Origin of the sequence: Sulfitobacter sp. SBS6, assembly GCF_048285585.1 — a bacterium.
In the GTDB taxonomy this organism is placed as follows: domain Bacteria; phylum Pseudomonadota; class Alphaproteobacteria; order Rhodobacterales; family Rhodobacteraceae; genus Sulfitobacter; species Sulfitobacter pontiacus.
Window position 1 is genome coordinate 228,618 of sequence record NZ_JBLWBA010000008.1, and the last position, 22,185, is coordinate 250,802.

Annotated in this window: 20 protein-coding genes; 13 read left to right on the plus strand and 7 right to left on the minus strand. The window is 61.9% G+C overall.

Annotated elements, in window-relative coordinates:
- From gcvT to gcvP, 3 genes are all read left to right on the plus strand, one after another.
- Positions 1-1,125: a glycine cleavage system aminomethyltransferase GcvT gene (gene gcvT / locus ACNQ62_RS14840; RefSeq protein WP_418095167.1), complete on the plus strand. Its 1,125-nt coding sequence runs from the start codon at positions 1-3 to the stop codon at positions 1,123-1,125.
- 19 nt (positions 1,126-1,144) lie between these two features.
- Entirely contained in the window at positions 1,145-1,504 is a 360-nt protein-coding gene (gene gcvH, locus ACNQ62_RS14845) for a glycine cleavage system protein GcvH (RefSeq protein WP_037943184.1), read from the plus strand.
- A 67-nt stretch (positions 1,505-1,571) separates the two neighbouring features.
- Positions 1,572-4,415 (plus strand): aminomethyl-transferring glycine dehydrogenase, encoded by a 2,844-nt coding sequence (gene gcvP, locus ACNQ62_RS14850; protein ID WP_418095168.1) that lies wholly within the window; start codon positions 1,572-1,574, stop codon positions 4,413-4,415.
- 66 nt (positions 4,416-4,481) lie between these two features.
- Here gcvP and ACNQ62_RS14855 read toward each other — a convergent pair whose 3' ends face one another.
- Genes ACNQ62_RS14855 through ACNQ62_RS14865 form a run of 3 tightly spaced genes read right to left on the minus strand, consistent with a single transcriptional unit; the run spans position 4,482 to position 8,599 of the window.
- Complete coding sequence (locus ACNQ62_RS14855) at positions 4,482-5,357, minus strand: inositol monophosphatase family protein (RefSeq protein WP_418095169.1); 876 nt, start codon at positions 5,355-5,357, stop codon at positions 4,482-4,484.
- 33 nt (positions 5,358-5,390) lie between these two features.
- Positions 5,391-7,919, minus strand: a complete 2,529-nt coding sequence (locus ACNQ62_RS14860; protein WP_418095170.1) for an ABC transporter permease — start codon at positions 7,917-7,919, stop codon at positions 5,391-5,393.
- Complete coding sequence (locus tag ACNQ62_RS14865; RefSeq protein WP_289079867.1) at positions 7,916-8,599, minus strand: ABC transporter ATP-binding protein; 684 nt, start codon at positions 8,597-8,599, stop codon at positions 7,916-7,918. The genes ACNQ62_RS14860 and ACNQ62_RS14865 overlap by 4 nt, the downstream gene beginning before the upstream one ends.
- A 48-nt stretch (positions 8,600-8,647) precedes the next feature.
- Here ACNQ62_RS14865 and ACNQ62_RS14870 point away from each other — a divergent pair, with 48 nt between their 5' ends.
- Positions 8,648-9,298, plus strand: a complete 651-nt coding sequence (locus ACNQ62_RS14870; RefSeq protein WP_037964913.1) for an arylesterase — start codon at positions 8,648-8,650, stop codon at positions 9,296-9,298.
- Between the two features lie 66 nt (positions 9,299-9,364).
- Here the strand turns inward: ACNQ62_RS14870 and ACNQ62_RS14875 are convergent, their stop codons facing one another.
- Positions 9,365-9,571: a cold-shock protein gene (locus ACNQ62_RS14875; protein WP_005851368.1), complete on the minus strand. Its 207-nt coding sequence runs from the start codon at positions 9,569-9,571 to the stop codon at positions 9,365-9,367.
- A gap of 284 nt (positions 9,572-9,855) precedes the next feature.
- Here ACNQ62_RS14875 and ACNQ62_RS14880 point away from each other — a divergent pair, with 284 nt between their 5' ends.
- The gene (locus ACNQ62_RS14880) at positions 9,856-11,178 is read left to right on the plus strand and encodes an NAD(P)-dependent oxidoreductase (protein WP_418095171.1); all 1,323 of its coding nucleotides are present in this window, start codon (positions 9,856-9,858) and stop codon (positions 11,176-11,178) included.
- 20 nt (positions 11,179-11,198) lie between these two features.
- Complete coding sequence (preA, locus tag ACNQ62_RS14885) at positions 11,199-12,503, plus strand: NAD-dependent dihydropyrimidine dehydrogenase subunit PreA (RefSeq protein WP_005851372.1); 1,305 nt, start codon at positions 11,199-11,201, stop codon at positions 12,501-12,503.
- A gap of 15 nt (positions 12,504-12,518) precedes the next feature.
- Here the strand turns inward: preA and ACNQ62_RS14890 are convergent, their stop codons facing one another.
- Positions 12,519-13,154 carry a TetR family transcriptional regulator C-terminal domain-containing protein gene (locus ACNQ62_RS14890; protein ID WP_009825997.1) on the minus strand — a complete coding sequence of 212 codons (636 nt, stop codon included), beginning with the start codon at positions 13,152-13,154 and terminating at the stop codon, positions 12,519-12,521.
- Positions 13,155-13,323: 169 nt separating this feature from the next.
- Between ACNQ62_RS14890 and ACNQ62_RS14895 the strand changes: the two genes are divergently transcribed.
- The 6 genes from ACNQ62_RS14895 to ACNQ62_RS14920 all read left to right on the plus strand — a co-directional run bounded on the left by ACNQ62_RS14895 (position 13,324) and on the right by ACNQ62_RS14920 (position 19,826).
- Positions 13,324-14,574, plus strand: a complete 1,251-nt coding sequence (locus ACNQ62_RS14895; protein WP_005851376.1) for a Zn-dependent hydrolase — start codon at positions 13,324-13,326, stop codon at positions 14,572-14,574.
- A 93-nt stretch (positions 14,575-14,667) separates the two neighbouring features.
- Entirely contained in the window at positions 14,668-16,128 is a 1,461-nt protein-coding gene (gene hydA, locus ACNQ62_RS14900; RefSeq protein ID WP_037943194.1) for a dihydropyrimidinase, read from the plus strand.
- Positions 16,129-16,234: 106 nt separating this feature from the next.
- Positions 16,235-17,017, plus strand: coding sequence for an ABC transporter ATP-binding protein (locus ACNQ62_RS14905; protein WP_286697871.1), 783 nt, complete (start codon positions 16,235-16,237; stop codon positions 17,015-17,017).
- Between the two features lie 69 nt (positions 17,018-17,086).
- On the plus strand, positions 17,087-17,953 hold the full coding sequence (locus tag ACNQ62_RS14910; RefSeq protein ID WP_009826002.1) for an ABC transporter permease: 867 nt from the start codon (positions 17,087-17,089) through the stop codon (positions 17,951-17,953).
- The gene (locus ACNQ62_RS14915; RefSeq protein ID WP_037943197.1) at positions 17,950-18,789 is read left to right on the plus strand and encodes an ABC transporter permease; all 840 of its coding nucleotides are present in this window, start codon (positions 17,950-17,952) and stop codon (positions 18,787-18,789) included. The genes ACNQ62_RS14910 and ACNQ62_RS14915 overlap by 4 nt, the downstream gene beginning before the upstream one ends.
- A gap of 47 nt (positions 18,790-18,836) precedes the next feature.
- Positions 18,837-19,826, plus strand: coding sequence for an ABC transporter substrate-binding protein (locus ACNQ62_RS14920; protein WP_037964922.1), 990 nt, complete (start codon positions 18,837-18,839; stop codon positions 19,824-19,826).
- Between the two features lie 102 nt (positions 19,827-19,928).
- Here ACNQ62_RS14920 and ACNQ62_RS14925 read toward each other — a convergent pair whose 3' ends face one another.
- Together ACNQ62_RS14925 and ACNQ62_RS14930 are read right to left on the minus strand one after the other, a co-directional pair.
- On the minus strand, positions 19,929-20,480 hold the full coding sequence (locus ACNQ62_RS14925) for a L,D-transpeptidase (protein WP_005851389.1): 552 nt from the start codon (positions 20,478-20,480) through the stop codon (positions 19,929-19,931).
- 137 nt (positions 20,481-20,617) lie between these two features.
- Positions 20,618-20,824, minus strand: a complete 207-nt coding sequence (locus tag ACNQ62_RS14930) for a cold-shock protein (RefSeq protein WP_005851393.1) — start codon at positions 20,822-20,824, stop codon at positions 20,618-20,620.
- A 395-nt stretch (positions 20,825-21,219) separates the two neighbouring features.
- Between ACNQ62_RS14930 and ACNQ62_RS14935 the strand changes: the two genes are divergently transcribed.
- Positions 21,220-22,179 carry a response regulator gene (locus ACNQ62_RS14935; RefSeq protein WP_005851395.1) on the plus strand — a complete coding sequence of 320 codons (960 nt, stop codon included), beginning with the start codon at positions 21,220-21,222 and terminating at the stop codon, positions 22,177-22,179.
- The last annotated feature ends 6 nt before the right edge of the window (positions 22,180-22,185 follow it).

Genomic DNA, 22,185 nt, shown 5'->3' on the forward strand with positions numbered 1-22,185 from the left:
ATGAGCGATTTGCAACAGACACCGCTATACGATCTTCATCTGGAACTGGGGGGCAAGATGGTGCCCTTTGCGGGCTATTCCATGCCTGTGCAGTATCCGATGGGCGTGATGAAAGAGCACCTGCACACCCGCGCCGCAGCGGGCGTCTTTGATGTCAGCCACATGGGGCAGGTGATGGTGACCGGCCCGTCGTGGGACGCTGTGGCGTTGGCGTTCGAGACATTGGTGCCGATGAATGTGCTGGGGCTGGAAGACGGGCGGCAGCGCTATGGGTTTTTCACCAATGACGCCGGCGGGATTGAGGATGACCTGATGTTCGCGCGCCGTGGGGATGACCTGTTCGTCGTGGTCAACGCCGCCTGCAAGGATGCCGATATCGCACGCATGAAGGCGGCGTTGGAGCCAGAGATCACCGTGACCCCGATCACCGACCGCGCGCTGGTGGCGGTGCAGGGCCCTGCGGCGGGGGCGGCTGTGGCGTCGCTTGATGCCGCTGCGGACGGAATGCGGTTCATGGATTTCGGCACATTGACGCTGGACGGCGTAGAGGTCTGGGCCTCGCGGTCGGGCTATACCGGCGAGGATGGCTTCGAGATTTCGGTGCCGGAGGCCCACGCCGAAGCGCTGGTCCGCCGATTGCTGGAGATCGAGGGTGTGGAACCCATTGGTCTGGGCGCGCGGGATTCGCTGCGGCTTGAGGCGGGCTTGTGTCTTTATGGCAATGACATCGACGCGGGCACCAATCCGGTAGAGGCCAGCCTGACTTGGGCGATCCAGAAAGCGCGCCGCGCCGGTGGTGAACGCGCGGGCGGCTACCCCGGTGCCGAGGCCGTTCAAGCGGCGTTTGACGATGGTGTCGGCCGCAAGCGTGTCGGTCTGGCCCCCGAAGGCCGTGCGCCGATGCGCGACGGGACACCGCTGTTTGACGCGGCGACAGGGGGCACGCAGGTGGGCGAGGTCACCTCGGGCAGTTTCGGGCCGACGGTAGGCGGGCCTGTCGCAATGGGCTATGTCAGTGAGGCGCAGGCGGGTATTGATACGATGCTGTGGGGCGAAGTCCGTGGCAAGCGTCTGCCGGTGACCGTTGCCAAGCTGCCCTTTGTTGCGGCGAATTTTAAAAGATAATCTAGCGAAGGATGAAAGAATGAAGTTTACCGAAGAGCACGAATGGCTGCGGGTTGAAGGCGACGAGATCGTCGTTGGCATCACCATCCACGCCGCCGAACAACTGGGCGACGTGGTGTTTGTCGAGCTGCCCGACGAAGGCACGACCGTCAGCAAGGACGACGAGGTCGTCGTGATCGAATCCGTCAAGGCCGCGTCCGACATTCTGGCACCGATCGATGGAGAGATCATCGAGGTCAACAGCACGCTGTCCGACAACCCCGCGATGGTGAATGACGATCCGCAGGGCGATGCGTGGTTCTTCAAGATGAAGGCGTCCGATCCAAGCCAGATGGACGAGTTCATGGACGAAGCCGCCTATCAGAAGTTCATCGGGTAAATCCCGCTGCCCCCGTCGGAGCCTCCGGCGGGGATTTTTATACCATTTGGAAGAGGGGCCCCGCGCCATGGTTTTCAAACCGACCGAATATTTGCCGTATGATTTTGCCAATCGCAGACATATCGGGCCGTCCCCGGCAGAGATGTCGGACATGTTGAAAACCGTCGGCGCACAAAGCCTTGGCGCGTTGATCGATGACACGATGCCCGCGCAGATCCGCCAGAAAGAGCCGCTGGATTTCGGCAAGCCCATGTCAGAGCGCGAAGTGCTGGAATACATGCGCGTGGTGGCGGGCAAGAACAAGGTGCTCACCTCGCTGATCGGGCAGGGCTATCACGGCACGGTGACGCCGCCTGCGATCCAGCGCAATATTTTTGAAAACCCCGCATGGTACACGGCCTACACCCCCTACCAGCCCGAGATCAGCCAGGGGCGTCTTGAGGCATTGCTGAACTTCCAGACCATGGTCAGCGATCTGACCGGTCTTGAGGTCGCCAATGCGTCCCTTCTCGACGAGGCGACGGCTTGTGCCGAGGCGATGACCATGGCGCTGCGCCTGTCGAAATCAAAGGCCAAGGCGTTCTTTGTCGACCGCGATTGCCACCCCCAGAACATCGCCGTGATCCAGACCCGCGCAGCCCCGCTGGATATCGAGGTGATCATCGGCGACCCTGACAAGATGGACGCGAGCGCCGTCTTCGGGGCGCTGTTCCAGTACCCTGGCACCTACGGCCATGTGCGCGACTTTACCGACCATATGGCCGCGCTGCATGAGGCCGGTGCCTTGGGCGTTGTCTCGGCCGATCCTATGGCGCTGACGCTGTTGAAAGAGCCCGGTGCCATGGGGGCCGATATCGCCGTCGGGTCCACCCAGCGGTTTGGCGTGCCCGAAGGCTATGGCGGCCCTCATGCGGCCTATATGGCATGCAAGGATGCCTATAAGCGCGCAATGCCGGGGCGGATTGTGGGTGTCTCGATTGATGCGCACGGCAACCGCGCCTACCGTCTGTCCCTGCAGACCCGCGAGCAGCACATCCGCCGCGAAAAGGCGACCTCTAACGTGTGCACGGCGCAGGCTTTGCTGGCGGTGATGGCGTCCATGTATGCGGTGTTCCACGGGCCCGAGGGGCTGAAGGCTATCGCGCAGCGCATCCATCGCAAGGCGGTGCGTCTGGCGAACGGGCTGGAGGAGGCCGGCTTTAAGGTCGATCCCAAATCCTTCTTCGACACGGTGACGGTTGATGTCGGCCCCTTGCAGGCCGCAGTCATGAAATCTGCGGTGGACGAAGGCATCAACCTGCGCCGCGTCGGTGAAACACGTGTCGGCATCACGCTGGACGAACGTACGGTGCCCGAGACGATCGAAGCCGTCTGGCGCGCCTTTGGCATCCGCCGCAGCGACGAGACATTCGAGGCGCAGTATCGGTTCCCCGATGATATGCTGCGTGAAAGCGCCTATCTCACCCATCCGATCTTCCACATGAACCGCGCCGAGACCGAGATGATGCGCTACATGCGCCGTCTGGCCGACCGTGATCTGGCGCTGGACCGCGCGATGATCCCACTGGGGTCCTGCACGATGAAGCTGAACTCGGCTGCGGAGATGATGCCCGTTAGCTGGCGCGAGTTCTCGATGATCCACCCGTTTGTGCCGCAGGATCAGGCGCTTGGCTATAAGCATATGATCGACGACCTGTCGGCCAAGCTTTGTGACATCACCGGGTATGACGCGATTTCCATGCAGCCGAATTCCGGCGCGCAGGGGGAATATGCGGGTCTGCTGGCGATTGCGTCCTATCACCGTGCCAACGGGCAGGGGCATCGCAACATCTGCCTGATCCCCATGTCGGCCCATGGCACCAACCCCGCCAGCGCCAATATGGTCGGCTGGAAGGTGGTCGTGATCAAGACAGCGGCCAATGGTGACATCGACCTGGACGACTTCCGCGCGAAGGCGGAAAAGCACAGCGAGAACCTTGCCGGTTGCATGATCACCTATCCCTCGACCCACGGCGTATTCGAGGAAACCGTGACCGAGGTGACCAAGATCACCCATGACCACGGTGGGCAGGTCTATATCGACGGGGCGAATATGAACGCGATGGTCGGTCTGGCGCGTCCGGGCGATGTGGGCGGGGATGTCAGCCACCTGAACCTGCACAAGACCTTCTGCATCCCGCATGGGGGCGGTGGCCCCGGCATGGGGCCGATCGGCGTGAAATCACATCTCATCCCGCATGTGCCCGGCCATCCGAACGGCGGTGAGGGTGCCGTTTCGGCGGCACCCTACGGGTCGCCATCGTTGCTGCCGATCTCGTGGTCGTATTGCTTGATGATGGGCGGTGACGGGCTGACGCAGGCGACGCGGGTGGCGATCCTGAACGCCAACTACATTGCCAAGCGGCTCGAAGGGGCGTTCGAGGTGCTGTACAAGGGGCCGACGGGACGTGTCGCCCATGAATGCATCTTTGACGTGCGCCCGTTCGAGGATAGCGCAGGCGTGACGGTGGATGACATCGCGAAACGTCTGATCGACGCCGGCTTCCATGCGCCGACGATGAGCTTCCCTGTCGCAGGCACGCTGATGGTGGAACCGACCGAGTCGGAAACCAAGGCCGAGCTGGACCGTTTCTGCGACGCGATGCTCGCGATCCGTGACGAGATCCGCGCAATCGAGAACGGCGATATGCCGCGCGAGAACAACGCGCTGAAGAACGCGCCGCACACGGTCGAGGATCTGGTTGGCGAGTGGGATCGTCCCTACACGCGCGAGCAGGGCTGCTTCCCCCCCGGCGCGTTCCGCGTCGACAAATACTGGCCTCCGGTCAACCGTGTCGACAACGTGCATGGCGACCGCAACCTGATCTGCACCTGCCCCCCGATGGAGGAATACGCAGAGGCGGCTGAGTAAGCTGTTCCCTATATATGTGATCGAACGGGCGCGGGGGAAACCTCGCGCCCGTTTTGCATTGCGGGCTCAGTCGTCGGCGAGGAAGGCAAAGACCTTGCGCAGGCGGTTCCATGTCGTTTTGTCCGGTGCCACCAGAATATGCCCTGTGCGCAGCGTCGCGTCATAGGGGCCGCCCGACAGCATCTCGACATGGGCACCGGCTTGGGCGCAGAACAACGCGCCGGCAGCGTGGTCCCAAGGGTGCAGCGTCCCGCTGAGCACGAAATCGGCATGCCCTTGGGCGACAGTACGGTATTCATGCGCCGAGCAACGAAGCGAGTTCACCTTGGCAAAGCTGGGCAGGGTGGCCGCGACTTTGACCCGCAGCTCTTTGCTGAAGTTCCCCAGCGGGACGAAACCGCTGAGGTCCTCAATCTGTTTGCCCATGCTGACCCGCAGCGGGCGCGACTGCCCAAGGGCGCGTTCAAAGCGCGGGGTGCTGGTGTCATCGCTGATCACCCAGTCGTCATTGACCGGGTCATAGATGACGCCGAAGGCCGGTTTGCCAAAGCGCGTGACCGCAAGGATCATGCCGAAGGTGGACAGCCCGTGGGCGAAATTCGATGTGCCGTCGATGGGATCAAGGATAAAGGCCAGCGGGGCGTCGGCGATCTTGTCCTGCAGGGCGGGGTCGGCCGATACGGCCTCTTCGCCGATGATCAGCGCCTCCGGATAGGCCGTGGCGAGGGCGCGGGTGATCATTGCCTCGGCAGCCAGATCGGCAGCGGTCACCAGATCATGGGGGCCGGATTTGGTGTCGATGTCAGCGGGGGCGAGGTTGCGAAAACGCGGCAGCACTTCGGCCCGTGCGGCACGGCGCAGGACATTCACCACATGCGTTTGCTGGGCTGCCGTCAGAACGGGTGGCAGGGGGGCGGGCAGTGTCTGGGTGGTCTGCGTCATTGTTATATCCCTCTTTCGGTCTATCGGTTCCATCTATTCGCGGGCGCGCAGCACCTGTGCGGGTCTGGCGTTCAAGGCTTTGATCGCAAAGCCAAGCGAGGCAAGGATCGACGCCAGCGCGCCCCCAGTGACGATCAGCAGCGCCGAAGGCCATACCACGGCAAAGCTGGTGTCCATCACAAAGCGGCTCACGGCCCATCCGCCCAAGATACCTGCCAGCAGGGCAACGGCACCGGCGAAGAGCCCCAGCAGAGCGGCACGCATCAGAAAGCTGGCGGCGATGCTGCGGCGCGAGGCCCCCAGCGTTTTCAGCAAGGCGGCTTCATAGCGACGGGCATCCGCCCCGGCGGCGGCTGCCCCGATCAATACCAGAAAGCCGGTCAGAAGAGTAGCCGCCGCGCCGTAGGATGTCGCTGCTGCCAACCCGCTAAGCACCGCCGCCACGCGGTCGATCGCATCGCGCACGCGGATCGCGGTGATGTTGGGGTAGGCGGTGGCCAGATCGCGCAGGATCGGTGCCTCGGCCTCTGCGTCGGCGTAGACGGTCGAGATATAGGTATGCGGCGCGCCGGTCAGGGCGGCGGGGTTCATGGTCAGGATAAACCCGATCCCCGCGGTCGAGAAGTCGACCTCTTGGAAGCTGGCGATGGTGCCGGTGATGTCGCGCCCCAGCACGTTGATGGTCAGCGTATCGCCAAGCTTTAGCCCGATCTCCTCGGCCTCTTCGGCGGCAAAGCTAATGAGCGGCGGGCCCGCGTAATCAGGCGCCCACCATTCGCCCGCGGTGATCACCGTGTCGTCGTCGGGTGCCTCGGCATAGGTCAGCCCGCGGTCGCCGCGCACCACCCAGTGATCGCCCGCGACCTCTTTGGCGGGCCTGCCGTTGATCTGGGTCACGACGCCGCGCAGCATCGGCGCGCTGTCGATGCGGCGCACGGCGGGGTCGTCGGTCAGCCGTTTGGTATAGCCGTCGATCTGGTCTTTCTGGATGTCGACAAAGAAATACGACGGGGCCACATCGGGCAGGTTGCCCGAGATCGCCTGCCGCAGGTTGCCGTCGATCTGCCCCACGGCGGCCAGCACCGACAGGCCGAGCCCCAGCGAGAGCACCACGGCCCCGGCACCTTCGCCACTGCCGCCAATCGCGGCCAGGGCCCAACGCAGCCGCGGTCGCCCGCGTGCCAGAACCGCGGCGCGTTGTGCGAGGAACCGCACCAGCAGCGCCGCCAGCGTGAGTATCCCGAGCGCGCCTGCGATGCCGCCCAAAGTCCAGAGCGTCAGCCACCAACTGCCATTGAACCACCCCGCCAGCGCGACCAGCAGCGCCACGGTCATCACGATAATCGCCACATAGCGCGGTGCCGGAAAACGCGCGGCCCCGTCCCATGCATCGCGAAACAGGGTCGCTGCGCGGATATTCTCGCTGCGGGCCAGCGGCCACAGCGTGAAGGCAAAGGCGGTCAGCAACCCGTAAATCGCTGCCTCGGCCAAGGGTGCCGGATAGATGGCAAAGGCCGCAGGGATCGGCAGCCGCGCAGAGATCAGCGGCGCAAAGACCAGCGGGGCCACCGCCCCAAGCACCACGCCGATGGCGACGCCCAGAAGCGATAGGGCACCAATCTGAATGAAATATGTCTGGAAGATCGTCGCGCGGTCTGCCCCTAGCGCGCGAAGCACGGCGATGACTTCGGTCTTGCCGGTGAGGTAAGATCGCACCGCAGCCGATACGCCCACACCGCCCACAGCCAGACCGGATAGGCCTACAAGGATCAGAAACGCCGTCAACCGTTCGACAAAGCGCGACACCCCCGGTGCCCCGTTGCGCGCATCGGTCCAGCGCATCCCGCTGTTTTCGAACCGCGCACGGGCGGCAGAGCGCAGTTGATCAAGGTCGGTATCGGCGGGCAGCAACATCCGGTATTTGGAGTTGAACAGCGTCCCTTCCGCCAGCAGGCCGGCCCCGTCCAGCGCCTCGGTCCGGAGCAGGGTACGCGGCCCAAGGGCAAAGCCGCTGGCGGCGCTGTCGGGTTCGCGCACGATCAGGGCGGAGAGGCGGAATTCCTTGACGCCAAGCTTGAAGGTGTCGCCGGGGGACAGGCCCAGACGGTCGGACAAGGCGCGCTCCATCACCGCGCCGGACAGGCCGTTTTCCAGCCCGAGCGCCTGTTCCAGCGGCATCGCCGGTTCCAGCACCATCTCTCCCACCAGCGGATAAAGGTCATCGACCGCCTTCACCTGCGTCAGCGCACGGTCAGCGGCGGCCCCGTCGCCCGCGACAGCCATAGATCGGAACTCGACAACCTCGGAGACGGCGCTGGCTTGGCTCTCGATCCAGTCGCGTTCGGCATCGGTGGCGAAACGATAGGTGAAATCAATCTCTGCCGCGCCACCAAGCAGGGCCGCACCTTCGCGCTGCAAGCCACCCTCGATCGCAGAGCGGACAGAGCCGACGGCAGCGATTGCCGCGACGCCAAGGGCGAGGCAGGCCAGAAACAGACGGAACCCCCGCAGCCCCCCGCGCATCTCGCGGCGGGCAAAGCGGCCGGCCAGACGCAGGCTCATGCGCCCGTCCCGCTGACGATCCGCCCGTCGGTCAGGGTGACGATCCGGTCACAGCGCGCGGCCAATTCATCGGCGTGGGTCACCAACACCAAAGTCGCGCCATGTTTTTCGCGCAAATCGAACAACAGATCCATGATCGCGGCACCATTGGTACTGTCGAGGTTCCCTGTCGGCTCATCCGCCAAAAGGATCGCCGGACGCGGGGCAGAGGCACGGGCCAATGCAACCCGCTGCTGTTCGCCGCCCGACATCTGTGCGGGATAGTGGTTGAGCCGGTGCCCCAGACCCACCGCGTGCAATTCTGCCTCGGCCCGGTCAAAGGCGTCCGCGACGCCGTTCAGTTCCAGCGGGGTGGCGACGTTTTCCAGCGCGGTCATGGTAGGGATGAGGTGGAAGGACTGGAACACGATGCCCATCCGCCCGCGGCGGAATTTGGCCAGCCCATCTTCGGACAGGGTGCTCAGGTCTTCGCCCAAGGCGCGCACCGATCCGCCGGTCGCACGCTCCAGCCCGCCCATGACCATCAGCAGCGACGACTTGCCCGACCCCGACGGGCCGGTAAAGGCGACCGTCTCTCCTTGTGCGACGTCCAGGGTGATCCCATGTAGGATGTCGACCTTTCCGGCGTTGCCATTCAGTTTCAGGGATGCATCTTGAAGCTGGAACACCGGGTCGGTCATAGGGCTGCCTTTTGAAATACGGTCCCTGTTGGATATGGAGGTTCGACCATGATGCGCAAGGTTACGACGGCACTTGTTCTGGTATTATCAGGCCCCGCACTGGCGGAACCGCTTGTTATTGCAGCATTGGGCGACAGTCTGACGCAGGGCTACGGCCTGCCCGCCGAGGACGGGTTCGTGCCACAGTTGCAAAACTGGCTGGATCAGAACGGTGCAGATGTGACGGTGATCAACGCAGGCGTGTCTGGTGACACGACCGCTGGCGGGTTGGCGCGGGTCGCCTGGACCATGACGCCCGAGGTCGATGGCATGATCGTGACCCTTGGCGGGAATGACCTGTTGCGCGGGATCGACCCCGCGGTCAGCCGCGCCAATCTGGATGGAATCATGAAGGCCGCCCAAGACGCCGAGGTAGAGGTGCTGCTGGTCGGCATGACCGCGCCGGGAAACTTTGGCCCTGACTATAAAACCGCCTTTGACAGCATCTATCCCGATCTTGCCGCGCAATATGACGCGAGCCTGATGGGCAGCTTCTTTGACGGCCTGTCCGACAATGGCGAGACGCCAGATCTGGCGCAGGCACGCGGGTTTTTCCAGGCCGACGGGGTGCATCCGAACGCGCAAGGCGTCACGAGAATCGTCGACGCTTTGGGCCCGAAAGTGCTGACGCTGATCGATCAGATCAACGAAAACGAGTAGTTTTGCACAAAAAACGGGCACCGAAGCGCCCGTCGTCAAAAATATTATGAACCGGTTTTGGGCCGGTTAGGCCAATGCGATATTCGCGGCGCTTTCGCGGCCATCACGGCCCGCTTCTACGTCGAATGTCACCTTCTGGTTGTCGGCAAGCCCGGTCAGGCCAGCGCGTTCAACCGCCGAGATGTGAACAAAGATATCTTTGCCGCCACCATCAGGCGCGATAAAGCCGTATCCCTTTGTGGTATTGAACCATTTTACGGTGCCAGTCGCCATGCCCCGTTTCTCCTCGTGTTTGTCCTGCCCACATTATGCGGCAGCGTGGCTCGGTCAGAACTTGATCGCACCAGCGCCGGAGGGCTGAGGGGTCGAAAGTCTTTCGCGTCGCACCTCTGACTTTGGCGCCAAATAGGACAAAATCAAGAGTTTTTGCCCCGAAACGCGTAACCGGCGGGCATTTGCGCAAGAAATTTCACAGTTATGAAATAATTTTACCAGTTGATAAAAAAATCATTCCGTGGGAGCGTTTCAGCATAAATAGTGACAGCAGGGATAAAAAAATGTCGCAGAAAATCTTTGAACCGGGGGTGGCTGCCGGACGGCTGGACGCCGACGCCTATGCCGCGCAGTTTTCCGATTTGCACCCGCCACTGGATGTGCACGAAGCGCTTGTCGCGGCGGACCGATGCTACTTCTGTCACGACGCGCCGTGCATCACGGCCTGCCCGACGGATATCGATATTCCGCTGTTCATTCGGCAGATCGCCACGGGCACACCGGATGCCGCCGCCAAAACGATCCTGAGCCAGAATATCATGGGCGGGATGTGTGCCCGCGTTTGCCCGACCGAACAGCTTTGTGAACAGGCCTGTGTGCGCGAAGTGGCCGAGGGCAAGCCGGTCAAGATCGGCGAGCTTCAGCGCTATGCCACCGACCATCTGCAAGCACAGGGCGCGCATCCGTTTGAACGCGCGGCCTTGACGGGCAAGCGCGTGGCCGTGGTCGGTGCAGGTCCGGCGGGGCTGTCTTGTGCGCACCGTTTGGCGATGATGGGGCATGATGTCACCGTTTTTGACGCGCGGCCCAAACCCGGCGGTCTGAACGAATACGGGATCGCTACCTACAAGACACCCGACGGCTTCGCGCAGGCAGAGGTGGACTGGCTGCTCAAGATCGGCGGCATCACCGTGCAGAACAACGCAGCCCTTGGGACGGCGATGACGCTGGACAGTTTGCGGGCCGACTATCACGCCGTGTTCCTTGGTATGGGCCTTGGCGGTGTGAACGCCTTGGGAGCCGAGGGCGAGGATAAGACCGGCGTGCTGGATGCGGTCGACTTCATCTCTCACCTGCGTCAGGCGAGCGATGTGGCTGCGGTCCCGATCGGTCGTGACGTGGTGGTGATCGGCGGCGGGATGACCGCGATCGATGCCGCCATTCAGGCGAAACTGCTGGGCGCGCTCAATGTGACGCTGGTCTATCGTCGCGGGCGCGACCGGATGAACGCCAGCGTGTTCGAGCAGGATCTCGCGGCCTCCAAGGGCGTGCGGATCGTGACCCATGCCACGCCGGTCGCGGTGATCGGCAACGGTGCAGTGCGCGAGATCGAGTTCGAGTATGTGGATGACCAGATGCAGGGCACGGGTCAGACCCTGCGCCTCGCTGCGGATCAAGTGTTCAAGGCCATCGGCCAGACCCTTCAAGGTGACGCGCTGCCCACGCTGGAGGCGCGCAAGATCAAGGTGGATGGCACCGGACGCACCAGTGTCGACGGGGTCTGGGCCGGTGGTGATTGTGCGAGCGGCGGCGATGACCTGACCGTGACCGCTGTCGCCGAAGGGCGCGACGCGGCGATGGACATTCACATGGTATTGATGGGCTAAGCCCCTACAGGAGAACGCAAATGGCTGATCTAAGAAGCGACTTCGTGGGCATCAAAAGCCCCAACCCGTTCTGGCTGGCATCCGCGCCACCCACGGACAAGGAATACAACGTCCGCCGCGCCTACGAGGCAGGCTGGGGCGGTGTCGTGTGGAAGACCCTCGGCATGGAGGGTCCGCCCGTCGTCAACGTCAACGGCCCGCGCTACGGCGCGATCTGGGGCGCGGACCGGCGGCTGCTGGGGCTCAATAACATCGAGCTGATCACCGATCGCCCGCTGGAGGTGAACCTGCGCGAGATGAAAGCGGTGAAACGCGACTACCCTGACCGCGCGCTGATCGCGTCGATCATGGTCCCGTGCGAGGAGGAAGCGTGGAAAGCGATCCTGCCGCATGTGGAGGAAACCGGTGCCGACGGGATCGAGCTGAACTTCGGCTGCCCACATGGCATGGCGGAACGCGGCATGGGATCGGCTGTGGGGCAGGTGCCGGAATACATCGAAATGGTCACCCGCTGGTGCAAGCAATACACGCGCATGCCGGTGATCGTGAAGCTGACGCCGAACATCACCAATGTGCTGTATCCAGCCGAGGCCGCGAAACGTGGCGGCGCGGATGCGGTGAGCCTGATCAACACGATCAACTCCATCACCTCGGTCGATCTGGACCTGTTCGCGCCTGAACCGATGATCGACGGGAAAGGCACCCACGGCGGCTATTGCGGCCCGGCGGTAAAGCCGATTGCGTTGAACATGGTGGCGGAAATCGCGCGCAACCCCGAGACGGCGGATATGCCGATCAGTGGCATCGGCGGCGTGACCACATGGCGCGACGCGGCAGAGTTTCTGGCCCTTGGCGCGGGCAATGTGCAGGTCTGCACGGCGGCGATGACCTATGGTTTCAAGGTTGTGCAAGAGATGATCTCGGGCCTGTCGGAATATATGGACGACAAGGGGATGACTTCGGTCGATCAACTGGTGCGCCGTGCGGTGCCGAATGTGACCGACTGGAACCAGCTGAACCTGAACTATGTCGCCAAGGCCAAGATCGATCAGGATCTGTGTATCTCCTGCGGGCGCTGCTTTGCCGCCTGCGAAGACACCTCGCATCAGGCGATTGCCATGTCCGAAGATCGCACCTTCAGCGTGATCGACGACGAATGTGTGGCGTGCAACCTCTGCGTCAACGTTTGCCCGGTCGAGGATTGTATCTCGATGGTGGAGCTGGCCCCCGGCACCACGGACCCGCGCACGGGCAAGCCCGTCGATCCGAATTACGCCAACTGGACGACGCACCCCAACAACCCCTCCGCCACTGCGGCCGAGTGACCCTTGCCCCCGCCGCTACTGTTGCGGCGCGGCGGGGGTCAACAACGTCGAGAACATCAGTCGCAGATGGTCCGACGCCTGCTGGTGCTGATCGGCATCGCCGTCCAGCAGCAGCGCGACTTGCGGCGCGAAATCGGCATAGTGTTGCGTGGTCGACCAGATCGAGAAAATCAGATGGCGCGGGTCCATCCGCGCGATCTTTCCCGCCGCCATCCAATCGGAAATAACGGCGCATTTCTCGTCGAACAGCGGTTTCAGATCGCTTTGCAAACGCGGCTCCATATGGGGCGCACCGCGTAAAATTTCACCAGCAAACAAGCGGCTTTCACGGGGCAGATCCCGCGCCATATCCAGTTTGCGCTGCACATAATCCAACAGCTCTGTGCGCGGGTCACCATCGGCGTCGAGCTCTACCAGCGGGTCGAGCCATGTCTCCATCAGCTGGCTCAGCAGGGTCGTGTGGATTTCTTCCTTCCCGCTGAAATAATACAATATATTCGGTTTGCTCAGCCCTGCCTCGCTGGCGATCTGATCCAGCGTGGCGCCGCGAAACCCGTAGGTCGAAAACACATCAAGCGCCGCATCCAGGATCACACGGCGGTTGCGCCTTTGGATTCGGCTGGGCTTTTTCTTGGCGGTTGTCTCGGGCATGGCGCGTCCCCTTTCGGTGTAAGTGCCTGAAAATGCGGCACCCCACTTCGGACGGGTGGCCCTATGGGAAAGCATTTCTTGACAGACTTAACCCTAGCCGCAATCGTGGATTTACCAAATGGTAAAAATTTACGCCTTGCACAAGGTAGAAAACGCAAAGGAAACCGCTATGGCCGCGCCCGGTGAAAACCTGAAGATCAACCCGGATCGTTTGTGGGACAGTCTGATGGAGATGGCCAAGATCGGCCCCGGTGTGGCGGGGGGTAACAACCGCCAGACGCTGACCGACGAAGACGCCGAAGGTCGCGCCCTGTTCCAGAAATGGTGCGAGGAGGCGGGCTGCACCATGGGCCTGGATACGATGGGCAACATGTTCGCGCAGCGCGATGGCACCGACCCCGATGCGCTGCCGGTCTACGTCGGGTCGCATCTGGATACGCAGCCCACGGGCGGCAAGTATGACGGCGTGCTGGGTGTGCTGGGTGGGCTGGAACTGCTGCGCACGATGAACGATCTGGGGATCAAGACGAAACACCCCGTGGTCGTGACCAACTGGACCAACGAAGAGGGCACCCGCTATGCCCCCGCGATGCTGTCGTCTGGCGTTTTTGCCGGCATCCACACGCAGGAATGGGCCTATGCCAAGACCGACGCCGAGGGCTTGCGCTTTGGCGACGAGCTCAAGCGGATCGGCTGGCAGGGCGACGAAGAGGTCGGCGCGCGCAAGATGCATGCGTTTTTCGAGCTGCACATCGAACAGGGCCCGATCCTGGAGGCCGAAGGCAAGGACATCGGCGTCGTGACCCACGGGCAGGGGCTGTCGTGGACCCAAGTCACCGTGACCGGCAAGGATGCGCATACCGGATCAACGCCGATGCCGATGCGCAAGAACGCAGGCCTCGGCATGGCGCGTATGCTTGAAGCGGTGGACCAGATCGCATGGTCGCATGCGCCGCATGCGGTTGGTGCCGCGGGGCATATCGAGGTGTACCCGAACTCGCGCAATGTGATCCCGGGGCAGGTGATCTTTACCGTCGATTTCCGGTCGCCCGATCTGAGCGTGATCGAGGATATGGAAAAGCGCCTTCGCGTCGAGGGTCAGAAGATCGCCGATGACATGGGGCTTGAGGTCGCTTTTGAAAAGGTCGGTGGCTTTGATCCCGTCGCCTTTGACGAAGGCTGCGTCTCGGCCATCCGTTCCGCGGCAGAGCGGTTGGGATATAGCCATATGGACGTCATCTCGGGGGCGGGTCACGATGCCTGCTGGATCAACGGGGTGGCCCCGACCGCAATGGTCATGTGCCCCTGCGTGGATGGGCTGAGCCATAACGAGGCCGAAGAGATCACCAAGGAATGGGCCAAGGCCGGTGCCGATGTTTTGCTGCATGCGGTGCTGGAAACGGCAGAGATTGTGGGCTGAACCCGTCGGGGGCCTGAGCGGGCGCGCCCTGAGGGCCAGCCCCCAGACCCCCGGGATTTGGACCATTTGGAAGACAGATAGGGGAGAGGACAGATGAGCAAGGTTATCAAGGGCGGCATGGTCTGCACGGCAGATCGCACCTGGAAAGCAGACGTGTTGATCGAGGGCGAGATCATCAAACAGATCGGCGAGGATCTGGTGGGCGACGAATATATCGACGCCGAAGGGGCCTATGTCATCCCCGGCGGGATCGATCCCCATACCCATCTTGAGATGCCCTTTATGGGCACCACAGCGGCCGAGACATTCGAGACAGGCACCTGGGCTGCGGCCGTGGGCGGGACCACGATGATCGTCGATTTCTGTCTGCCGGGGGCGGACGGGTCGATCAAGAACGCGATCAATGAATGGCACCGCAAATCCGCGCCGCAGATCTGTTCGGATGTCGGCTATCACATGGCGATCACCGGCTGGAACGAGAATGTCTTTGACGAGATGAAAGACGCCGTCGACATGGGGGTGAATTCGTTCAAACACTTTATGGCCTATAAAGGGGCCTTGATGGTCGAGGATGACGAGATGTTCGCATCCTTCCAGCGCTGTGCCGAACTGGGGGCGCTGCCGATGGTCCATGCCGAGAACGGCGATCTGGTCGCGGCCCTGCAGGAGAAGTATTTCAATCAGGGGATCACGGGGCCGGAGGGGCATGCCTATTCCCGCCCGCCCGAGCTGGAGGGCGAGGCCGCCAACCGCGCGATCACCATTGCCGATGCCGCCGGTGTGCCGCTTTATATCGTGCATGTCTCTTGCGAGCAGACCCACGAAGCGATCCGCCGTGCGCGGCAAAAGGGGATGCGGGTCTATGGCGAGCCGTTGATCCAGTTCCTGACCCTGGACGAGAGCGAGTATTTCAACAAAGATTGGGACCATGCCGCACGCCGTGTCATGTCGCCGCCCTTCCGGTCCAAGGACCATCAGGACAGTCTATGGGCGGGCTTGCAGTCGGGGTCGTTGCAGGTGGTTGCCACGGATCACGCCGCGTTTTCGACCGAGCAGAAACGCGCGGGCCGCGATGATTTCCGCATCATCCCCAACGGGTCCAACGGGTTGGAGGAACGTCTGGCGGTGCTCTGGACCGAAGGGGTGGAGACGGGCCGTCTGACGCCCAATGAATTCGTCGCTGCCACCTCGACCAATGTGGCGAAGATCCTGAATATCTATCCGCGCAAGGGCGCGATTGTCGAAGGGGCCGACGCGGATATCGTGGTGTGGGATCCCAAGATCAGCAAGACGATTTCGACGGCGAACCACCACTCCATTCTGGATTACAACGTTTTTGAAGGCTTCGAGGTGAAGGCACAGGCGCGCTATACCCTGAGCCGTGGCGAGGTCATCTGGGCCTGGGGGCAGAATTCGCAGCCCAACCCCGGACGCGGGCGCTTTGTGCCGCGGCCTGCTTTCCCGTCGGCCAACCTTGCGCTGAGCAAGTGGAAAGAGTTGACTGCGCCGAAACTGATCAAACGCGATCCGCTGAACATCCCTGCGGGGATCTGAACGCGGGACTATCAACGCAGCGCGGCGGTTGCGCCGCGCTGCCCTGAAGAAGAAAGAGGCCAGCATAGATGCGAGCACGTTGTACGGCAGAAGAGGGACGCAGCTTATGAGCACCGCGCCCGTGATCTCGGCCCAGAACCTATCCCTGACATTTGAAACCAACGACGGCCCCGTGCATGCGCTGAAAGACGTGTCGCTTGATATCGAGAAAGGCGATTTCGTCAGCTTTATTGGGCCGTCGGGCTGCGGCAAGACGACGTTCCTGCGCTGTATGGCGGACCTGGAGCAGCCCACGGGGGGCGAGATCACGGTGAATGGCGTCAGTGCTGCCGAGGCCCGGCGGGCGCGGGCCTATGGCTATGTGTTTCAGGCGGCGGGGCTTTATCCCTGGCGGACGATTGGCGGAAATATCCGGCTGCCACTTGAAATCATGGGGTATTCCAAGGCGGATCAGGCGGCGCGGGTTCGCCAAGTGTTGGAGCTGGTGGAGCTGGCAGGGTTCGAGCGCAAGTTCCCTTGGCAGCTGTCGGGAGGCATGCAGCAACGGGCCTCGATCGCGCGGGCGCTGGCGTTTGATGCGGATATCTTGCTGATGGATGAACCCTTTGGCGCGCTGGACGAGATCGTACGCGACCATTTGAATGAACAGCTGTTGCGCCTGTGGGCGCGCACCGAAAAGACGATTGCCTTTGTCACCCACTCGATCCCGGAGGCGGTGTATCTGAGTACCAAGATCGTGGTAATGAGCCCGCGTCCCGGACGGATTGCGGATGTCATCGACAGCCCTTTGCCGAAAGAGCGCCCCTTGGACATTCGCGAAACGCCCGAGTTTCTGGAGATCGCGCATCGGGTGCGGGAAGGATTGCGGGCGGGGCATGCGGATGATTGATCGCGCGCCTGCTGCCGCCCGGCCCTTCGGGGAGGATTTTCGGACCATCTGGAAGCAGGGGGGCGCGCGATGAGGTCGAGCTTCTTGCCTGTCCTGACTGTAGTCGGGGTCTTGTTTGCGTTGTGGTATGCGGCGGCGGTCTGGCTGAATGCGGACTGGACCTATGACAAGGCCACACGCTCGGGAGAGACGGTGACCGCCACGTCTTTGGTTGCGGATACCTGGGCGCAGAAAAAGCCCAAACTGCCCGCGCCGCATCAGGTCGCGTCAGAGATCTGGGACACGACGGTGATGAAGAAAGTCACGTCGAAGCGGTCCTTGGTCTATCATTCCTGGATCACGCTCAGCGCGACCCTGCTGGGCTTTGGCATGGGCACCTTGCTGGGCGTCTTGCTGGCGGTGGGGATCGTGTTCAACCGGGTGATGGATATGTCGGTGATGCCTTGGGTGATCGCCAGCCAGACCATTCCCATTCTGGCGATTGCGCCGATGATCATTGTGGTGCTGAACGCCGTGGGCGTGTCGGGGCTGCTGCCGAAAGCGATGATCAGCATGTATCTGTCGTTCTTCCCCGTCGTTGTCGGCATGGTGAAAGGTTTGCGCAGCCCTGATCAGATGCAGCTGGACCAGATGCGCACCTGGCATGCCAGTGCGGGCCAGACCTTCTGGAAGCTGCGGTTGCCTGCGTCGATGCCGTATTTCTTTACTTCGCTCAAGATCGCGATGGCTGCGTCGCTGGTGGGGGCCATCATTGGTGAGCTGCCAACGGGTGCCGTTGCGGGTCTGGGGGCGCGGTTGTTGGCTGGCAGCTACTATGGCCAGACGATCCAGATCTGGAGCGCGTTGATCATGGCGGCGGCTCTGGCCGCGTTGCTGGTGGGGATCATCGGCTTGATCCAGCGTGTGACATTGAAACGGATGGGGATGGCACGATGATCTGGCTGGTTTTTGCCGCAGTGGCCTGGGCCTTTGGCATGTGGGTCAACATCCGGTTGGCGCGATTGCGGCCGGCCCGCTGGGTGTCCCTTGCTGCGCCCTTGGTTTTTGGCGCGACGCTGATCGCTGTCTGGGAAGGCATTGTGCGCGGGCTAGAGATTTCGCAGGTCTTGCTGCCTGCGCCGTCGCTGATTGCCCTGCGGCTGGTGTCATCGCTTGATATCCTTTGGGTGGATTTCGTGCAGACCGTGCTGAAGGGCGCGTTGTCGGGCTATGTGCTGGGCTGTGGTGCGGCCTTCCTGATCGCCGTTGCGATTGACCGTTTCCCCTTCTTGCAACGGGGGCTTTTGCCGGTAGGGAACTTTGTGGCCGCGCTGCCCGTGATCGGGATGGCCCCGATTCTGGTGATGTGGTTCGGCTTTGACTGGCAGTCCAAGGCTGCCGTGGTCGTGGTCATGGTGTTCTTTCCGATGCTGGTGAACACGGTGCAGGGCTTGCAAGCCACCGACGCCATGCAGCGCGATCTGATGCGGACCTATGCGGCCAGCTATTGGGCGACGCTGTTCAAGCTGCGCTTGCCTGCCGCGATGCCTTTCGTGTTCAATGGGCTGAAGATCGGCACGACCCTTGCCCTGATCGGGGCGATTGTTGCTGAATTTTTCGGCTCTCCTGTGCGGGGGATGGGGTTTCGGATCTCTACCTCGGTGGGCCAGCTTGCGCTTGATCTGGTCTGGGCCGAGATTGTTGTCGCGGCGATTGCCGGGTCCGCATTCTACGGCGCGATGTCATTGTTTGAACGGCGGGTGACCTTTTGGCACCCGAGCCAGCGGAACTAACGCGGAACTAACCAAGACGACCAACCAACCAAGAGGGAGATATAAAAATGAAAAAACTATCAACATATGTCGCCGGGGCCGCTGTGGGCCTGATGGGGACCATGGCCCAAGCGGCGGATGATGTGACGCTTCAGCTGAAGTGGGTCACGCAGGCGCAGTTCGCGGGCTATTATGTGGCGCAGGACAAAGGGTTCTATGACGAAGAAGACCTGAACGTCACGATCAAGCCGGGCGGTCCGGACATTGCGCCGACACAGGTGCTGGCCGGTGGTGGTGCCGATGTCGCCGTTGAATGGATGCCCGCCGCATTGGCCGCGCGCGAGAAGGGTCTGCCGATGGTGAACATCGCGCAGCCGTTCAAATCCTCGGGCATGATGCTGACCTGCCGCAAGGATGCCGGGATCGAGACCACGGATGACTTCAAGGGCAAGACGTTGGGCGTCTGGTTTTTTGGCAATGAATTCCCCTTTCTCAGCTGGATGAGCAAGCTTGAGCTGCCCACCGAAGGCGGTGAGGAGGGTGTGACCGTGCTGAAACAAGGCTTTAACGTGGATCCGCTGCTGCAAAATCAGGCCGCCTGCGTGTCGACCATGACCTATAATGAATACTGGCAGGTGATCGACGCAGGTCTGACGCCGGATGATCTGAACGTGTTCAAATACGAAGAGCAGGGCGTTGCCACATTGGAAGACGGGCTTTACGCGCTGGAAGAGAACCTTGCCGATCCGGCGTTCGAGGACAAGATGGTGCGCTTTGTGCGGGCCTCTATGAAGGGCTGGAAATACGCCGAGGAAAACCCCGATGAAGCGGCGGAAATCGTGTTGGACAACGATGCCTCCGGTGCACAAACCGAAGAGCATCAGAAACGCATGATGGGCGAAGTGGCCAAGCTGACCGCAGGCAGCAATGGCGCGCTGGACGAGGCGGATTACGAGCGGACCGTGCAATCGCTGCTGTCCGGTGGGTCGGACCCCGTGATCACGGTAGAGCCGTCGGGCGCATGGACCCATGCGATCACCGACAAAGCCTTGAACTAAGGCGCGCTGAACTAAGGGGATACGTCCCCGATACAGTGCAGAAATGCGAAGGGGCTGGCAGCGATGCCAGCCCCTTTTGCGTGGTGAATAAAGCCAGCGGCGTTAAAGCACCGTGACCTTGGTGCCGATGGGCACACGTTGGTACAGGTCTTTGACGTGTTCGTTCAGCATGCGGATACACCCGTTCGAGACAGAGCGCCCGATGCTGCTGGGTTGGGTGGTGCCGTGGATGCGGAAATATGTATCGCGGCCGTTCTGGAACAGATAGAGCGCGCGCGCCCCCAGCGGATTGGACGGGCCACCGGGTTGTGCATCGGTATTGCCGATGAACCGCGCATAGGTCTTGGGCTCCCGTTCGATCATCTCGTCCGTGGGGCGCCAGGTGGGCCATTCCTTTTTGACGTCGATCGTCGCGGTGCCGGTAAACTCCAGCCCCGCCTTGCCGACGCCCACACCGTATCGCATGGCCTGACCGGGGGCGGTCACCAGATACAGGTAGTGGCTGCGGGGCAGGATCAGCAGCTCGCCCACGGCATATTGTGGTTTGATCGACACCATTTGCGGCGTGGGGTCATAGGCGGCACCCGCGGCAAACAGCGCGTGGGGAAAGGCGAGGGCGGCCAAAGAACCTGCGATAAACTGACGGCGGCGCATGGGGGGCTCCTTTAGGATGTGATGACGGTATTTTGCCCCTTGGGTTGTGTTTGGCAACCCTGAGGACATAAAAAAACCGGCTGTCCCGTGAGGGTCAGCCGGCAAATTCATCCTGCGGGCCTAAGGCCCTGCGTGGCTTATGCCAGTGCGATGTTCGACGCGGATTCGCGGCCGTCACGGCCAGCTTCGATGTCGAATGTCACTTTCTGGTTGTCGGCCAGACCGGTCAGGCCTGCGCGCTCAACAGCGGAGATGTGTACGAATACATCTTTGCTGCCGCCATCGGGTGCGATAAAGCCGAAGCCTTTTGTTGTGTTGAACCATTTTACGGTGCCAGTGGCCATATCCGTAGTCTCCTCTAGTATGCCATCCGCGTCGTGCGATGGCTTGGCGTTGTCGGTCTGGATCGAAGTCTGAACGCCGTATGAGGGAGACAGTTGGTCGAAAAAGAATAACGTTAGCCATTCGGATATGGCAGGTCGTGGGGATTCGCGCAAGGGGCTGTCAATGGGCCTTGAAAAACAGGCCGATCCTTGCTGATTCCGGCACATTTGCGCCGTATTCTTCGGAGAGGCAAGACGAAACCCTAACGCGCATTGGCAGAGGCAGCGGGGCAAAGGGTTAACGGATTGGCCGAAATTGCCTAACTGCTGACAGATTCATCTGCGATTTTGCTCCGAGCCATAAGAGAATTTAACCAGTCCCCCTTCTGCCGACACGACAACGAGTGAGCCACCGTATGAAAATCCTAGCCGTAGATGACGATCCCACCATTCTTGACCTGTTGCGCGACTGTCTGACGCCGTCGCTGGGGTTCGATCTGGTCTGTGCGGACTCGGCCGAGGATGGGTTGGCCAAGATCGACGAACACGGGGCAAGCTTTGACTGCTTCTTGCTGGACATCATGCTGCCCGGCGTTGACGGGATCACCCTATGTGACGACATCCGCAATATGCAGGCCTATAAAAGTGCGCCGATCATCATGATCACCGGCAGCCGGAAACATGACCTGATGGACACCGCCTTCCGCGCCGGGGCGACGGATTTCATCTTCAAGCCCTTGAACGGGATCGAACTGGGCGCGCGTATCAACATGGCGGGCATGCTCAGCGACAGTCTGCGCCGTGAACGCGAGGCCGCGCATACGCTGGCGGAGCTGTCGGGCCTGATGAAGGTACGGGTCGAGGAAAGCTTTGATCTGAACGTTGTCGGCGTCGATGATCTGCACGGGTTCGAAAACCACATGTTGCGTCTGCCCGAAGGCTGCTATGCCATGAGCCTTTTTGCGGTCAAACTCCCGCAGATCCGCAATATCTTCGAGGCCGCAAGCCCGGCTGAGTTCTGTCGCCAGATGGGCTTGGTCGCGCAGGCCACGGTCGCGGCGCTGGCGCATGAGAAATGCTTTATGGGCTATGCGGGCGAGGGGATCATCGTGGGCACCGTGATGGGCCGCCACCGGATCAAGCCCGAAGAGATACAGAAAGACATCGAAGACATCCTGTCCCACGATGGCACCGCCGCACGTATCGGCGGGGATTTCAGCGCCGATGTCACAGTCAAGCTGGTGTCGAACCAGCGGCTGTGGTCGGGGCTGTCTGCCTGCAACACGTTGCGCGATTTTCTGGGCCGTGAAACCGTGCCCGACAGCACCAGCACCGACCGCACCGATGGCTATGCCGAGCTGGCCGACGGGCTGTAACGGGAG